General features: G+C 73.8%; 4 protein-coding genes. 2 read left to right on the top strand and 2 right to left on the bottom strand.

All coding sequences use genetic code 11. The annotated features are described in order from the left end of the window. Nucleotides 1–173 precede the first annotated feature (173 nt). The gene (locus tag ABZ234_RS33895) at nt 174–791 is read right to left on the bottom strand and encodes a hypothetical protein (RefSeq protein ID WP_355014764.1); all 618 of its coding nucleotides are present in this window, start codon (nt 789–791) and stop codon (nt 174–176) included. Between the two features lie 301 nt (nt 792–1,092). On the opposite strand from ABZ234_RS33895, the gene ABZ234_RS33890 reads away from it, so the two are divergent. Next, a complete protein-coding gene (locus ABZ234_RS33890; RefSeq protein WP_355014763.1) occupies nt 1,093–2,469 on the top strand; it encodes an FAD-dependent oxidoreductase in 1,377 nt (458 codons plus the stop codon). A 113-nt stretch (nt 2,470–2,582) separates the two neighbouring features. On the opposite strand, the gene ABZ234_RS33885 is transcribed toward ABZ234_RS33890, so the two are convergent. Then, complete coding sequence (locus ABZ234_RS33885) at nt 2,583–2,873, bottom strand: metal-sensitive transcriptional regulator (protein WP_267948783.1); 291 nt, start codon at nt 2,871–2,873, stop codon at nt 2,583–2,585. A gap of 254 nt (nt 2,874–3,127) precedes the next feature. On the opposite strand from ABZ234_RS33885, the gene ABZ234_RS33880 reads away from it, so the two are divergent. Then, nucleotides 3,128–3,373 carry a DUF2630 family protein gene (locus tag ABZ234_RS33880; RefSeq protein WP_267948784.1) on the top strand — a complete coding sequence of 82 codons (246 nt, stop codon included), beginning with the start codon at nt 3,128–3,130 and terminating at the stop codon, nt 3,371–3,373. The last annotated feature ends 169 nt before the right edge of the window (nt 3,374–3,542 follow it).

Genomic DNA, 3,542 nt, shown 5'->3' with positions numbered 1-3,542 from the left:
CTGAAGCCACTCTCCCATGATGCGCCGCACGGTGCTCAGGTCCGGCACGTCGACTGTTACCCGTGGCATGGCTGTTCCTTCCTAGGGGGAGGCATGTGCCGGCCTGCCGCCCGTCCCCGCCCCCCACGGGAGTGCGCCGGGACTCCCCGCGGAGGGGTCTCCCGGCGGCGCGCCTACGGCCGCGCGCCGATCGCGTCGGCGGGCTTCGCCGGGGCCTGCGCCGGGGCGGCGGCGTCGGCGGGCGCCTCCTCCGCGGTGGCCTCGGACGGGGCTTCGACCACACCGGCCGGGGCCTGCGCCGGGGCGTCCGCGTCGGCGGGCGAGTCCTCCTGCGGCCTCACGGGGCCGGTCGCCCCGCCGGGGGCGCCGTCCTCGGCGGCGGAGCCGGGCGCCTGCTGTCCGGGTGCCTCCTGGCCCGGCGCCTGCTGTGCCGGAGCCTCCTGGTCCGGGGCCCCCTGTCCGGGCGCCTGTTGTGCCGGAGCCTCCTGGACCGGCGCCTCCTGCGCCGGGCTCCCCTGGTTCGGCCCGGCGGGACCGGTCGGCCCCTGCGCGCCCTCGGGGGCCTCCTCCGCGGGAACGTCCGCCGGAACGGGGTCGGCGTCCTTCCCGGGGTCGGAGGCGTTGCCGTCGATCCAGTCCACGAGGGCCTGGACGGTGACGGCCTCGAAGGTCCCGTGGGGAGACCACTCCCCGGGGCCCTCCGCCGAGGCGGCGAGGGCGGCGCCCGTGCCGAGCACGGTCAGTCCTCCGGCCAGGGCGGTGGTGGCGGCGATCCTGGTGAACGCACGCATGCTTTTTCACTGCTCCTTCCAGGTCAGGCGGCGACACGTTTCGTGATCGTGTCGTTACATACAGTCACCAGTGTTCCGGATCGCAGGTCATCCCGGGGTTTCGCGGGGATGAAGGACGCGTATGCCTTTCCCGTCCCGGGCCAAGAGGCGACAAAGTCCCCGGGACCCCCGGCGGGAAACGTCCCGGATCGCCTCCTCCGGTCGTACATTTGGCCGCGGTGATAGTGGGTACGCCTGCGTCCAACGTCCCCCAGACACGCCATGACGTCCCGTACCACGACACGGAGAAGGAGCGGTGTATATGTCTCGGCCTCGGATCGTGGTGGTCGGCGCAGGTTTCGGTGGACTCCACACCCTGCGTCACCTCGAACGCCGTATCCCGGCGGGGGCGGCCGACATCGCCCTCGTCGCCCCGCACGACTACATGCTCTACAGCCCGCTGCTGCCCCAGGTCGCCTCAGGGCTGCTCACACCCCAGTCGGTCGCCATGTCCGTGCACCGGCTCACCAGGGAGACCAGGCTCGTCCCGGGACACGCCGTCGGCGTGGACACCCGTGACCGCGTCGTCCTCGTCCGCCGGCCCACCGGTGAGCTCGCGCCCCTCCGCTACGACCGGCTGGTGCTCGCGCCGGGGGGACTCACCCGGGCCTTCGACATCCCCGGGCTCACCGAGCACGCCTACGGCGCCAAGACCCTGGCGGAGGCCGTGCTCCTGCGCGACCACGTCCTCGCCCAGCTGGAACTGGCCAACGACACCCGCGACCCCGCCGAGCGGGAGGAGCGCTGCCGCTTCGTCGTGGTCGGCGGGGGCTACACCGGCGTCGAGACCGCCGCTTCCCTGATGCGGCTCTGCCAGGAGGCGGCCAAGCGCTACCCGGAGCTGCGCTCGGTGATCCGCTGGCACCTCGTCGACATCGCACCCAAGGTGCTGCCCGAGCTCGGCGACCGGCTGGGCCGCAAGGCGCTCGACCTGCTGCGCTCCCTCGGGATCGAGGTCAAGCTCAAGGTGTCCGTGCGCGAGGTGAGCGCCGACAAGGTGGTCCTCACCGACGGCCGGGCCCTGCCCTGCCGGACGCTGATCTGGACGGCGGGCGTCTCGCCCAGCCCGCTCATGGAGACCCTGGACAGGCCCACCCAGCGGGGCCGCCTGGAGGTGGACGCCGACCTGCGCGTGCCCGGGGTCCCGGAGGTGTTCGCCATCGGTGACGCCGCGGCGGTCCCCAACCTCGCCCAGGACGGCGGCGCCTACTGCCCGCCGACCGCGCAGTACGCCACCCGCCAGGCCGCCACCGTCGCGGAGAACGTGGTCGCCTCCCTGCTGGGGCGTCCGCTGCGCGATTTCCGGCACAAGGACATGGGACTGGTGGTGGACCTGAGCGGCAGGGACGCGCTCGCGCGGGTCCTCAAGTTCGACCTGACCGGCCTCCCCGCGCTGGGCGTCACCCGCGGCTACCACATGATGGCGGTGCCGTCCCCGACCGCCCGGGCCCGCATCCTGGCCAACTGGGGGATCCGGGCGTTCACCGGCGGAGAGGTGTCGCGGCTGGGCTTCGCCGACGACGGCCGCCCCTCGTCGTTCGTCGCCAACGAGGCGGTCGACTACCTGGACGCCGCGACCACGGGCAAGGAGGGGGCGCGCCTGCTGGAGAACGAGCGGGAGCGCTACGGAGAGGACTGAGGCCGCGCGGGCCGGCGGCGTGCGCCGGGCCCCGGGCGGGGCCCGGCCGTCGGGGCTCCGGAGGCCGCCCGGGCCGTGTCCGGCCGCGTCGCGGGGAAGTCCGGGGACGCCTCCTAGGAGCGGACGAGGCGGGCGATGGCCTCGGACGCCTCGCGGACCTTCTCGTCGGCCTCCTCGCCGCCGTTGGCGACGGCGTGGGCCACGCAGTGCTTGAGGTGCTCGTCGAGGATGGCGAGGGAGAAGGACCGCAGCGCCTTGTTCACGGCCGACGTCTGGGTCAGGATGTCGATGCAGTACTGGTCGTCCTCGACCATGCGCTGGAGCCCGCGGATCTGTCCCTCGATCCGGCGCAGCCGGTTGATGTGACTCTGCTTGTCGTTGCTGTAACCGTGGGTCGCAGCCATGGTCCCGCTTCCGTGTTGTTCCTGCCCAGATGCCATTACCATACCCCCTACAGGTATCCAACCGCGGGGGTGTGGAACGCATTCCGCCGTCCCGGCCCCGTGCGCGTGGTGGTCAATGCGGCCGTAGTAGGAGTTTCCCAGACGAACGAGGGTCGATCGCCTCGCCGTCCCGGGCCGTAAACGTCCGGTCTGATCTGGGCAAGCCCGGGGCCGGGGGCCTTGCCCCCGCCACCGGCCGAGCCGACGATGGCCGTATGAGCGAAAGCGCCGAGAACGACATCATGGCCACCATCCGGGGACTGATGGACGAGGAGCACGCGCTCCGCTCCGCCCCCGGGGGACTGGAGCCGGAGGAACGCGGCCGCATGGAGGAGGTGGAGGCCGCGCTGGACCAGTGCTGGGACCTGCTCCGGCAGCGGCGGGCCCGCAGCGAGTTCGGCCAGGACCCCGACGAGGCGCGGGTCCGCCCCGCCTCCGAGGTCGAGAACTACCGCCAGTAGCCCCGGCGGTTCCAGGCACCCCGAGGCGAAACTTCATGTGCCCCGTGAGCGTCACACGGTGACACCGGCGCCGGGACGGGGGGGGGGGGGGGGCCGCCCCCCCCCCCCCCCCCGGGCCGGGGGGGGGGGGGGGGGGGCGCCCCCCCCCCCGGGGGGGGGGGGGGCGCCC

Source organism: Nocardiopsis sp. NPDC006198 (assembly GCF_040613895.1).
GTDB classification, from domain to species: Bacteria; Actinomycetota; Actinomycetes; order Streptosporangiales; family Streptosporangiaceae; genus Nocardiopsis; species Nocardiopsis tropica.
This window is presented reverse-complemented; position numbering and strand designations above follow the sequence as displayed.

Bases quoted from the DNA above. Each gene is read 5' to 3' on its own strand.
- ABZ234_RS33895 (WP_355014764.1), bottom strand. From the start codon at position 791: ATGCGTGCGTTCACCAGGATCGCCGCCACCACCGCCCTGGCCGGAGGA.
- ABZ234_RS33890 (WP_355014763.1), top strand. From the start codon at position 1,093: ATGTCTCGGCCTCGGATCGTGGTGGTCGGCGCAGGTTTCGGTGGACTC.
- ABZ234_RS33885 (WP_267948783.1), bottom strand. From the start codon at position 2,873: ATGGCTGCGACCCACGGTTACAGCAACGACAAGCAGAGTCACATCAAC.
- ABZ234_RS33880 (WP_267948784.1), top strand. From the start codon at position 3,128: ATGAGCGAAAGCGCCGAGAACGACATCATGGCCACCATCCGGGGACTG.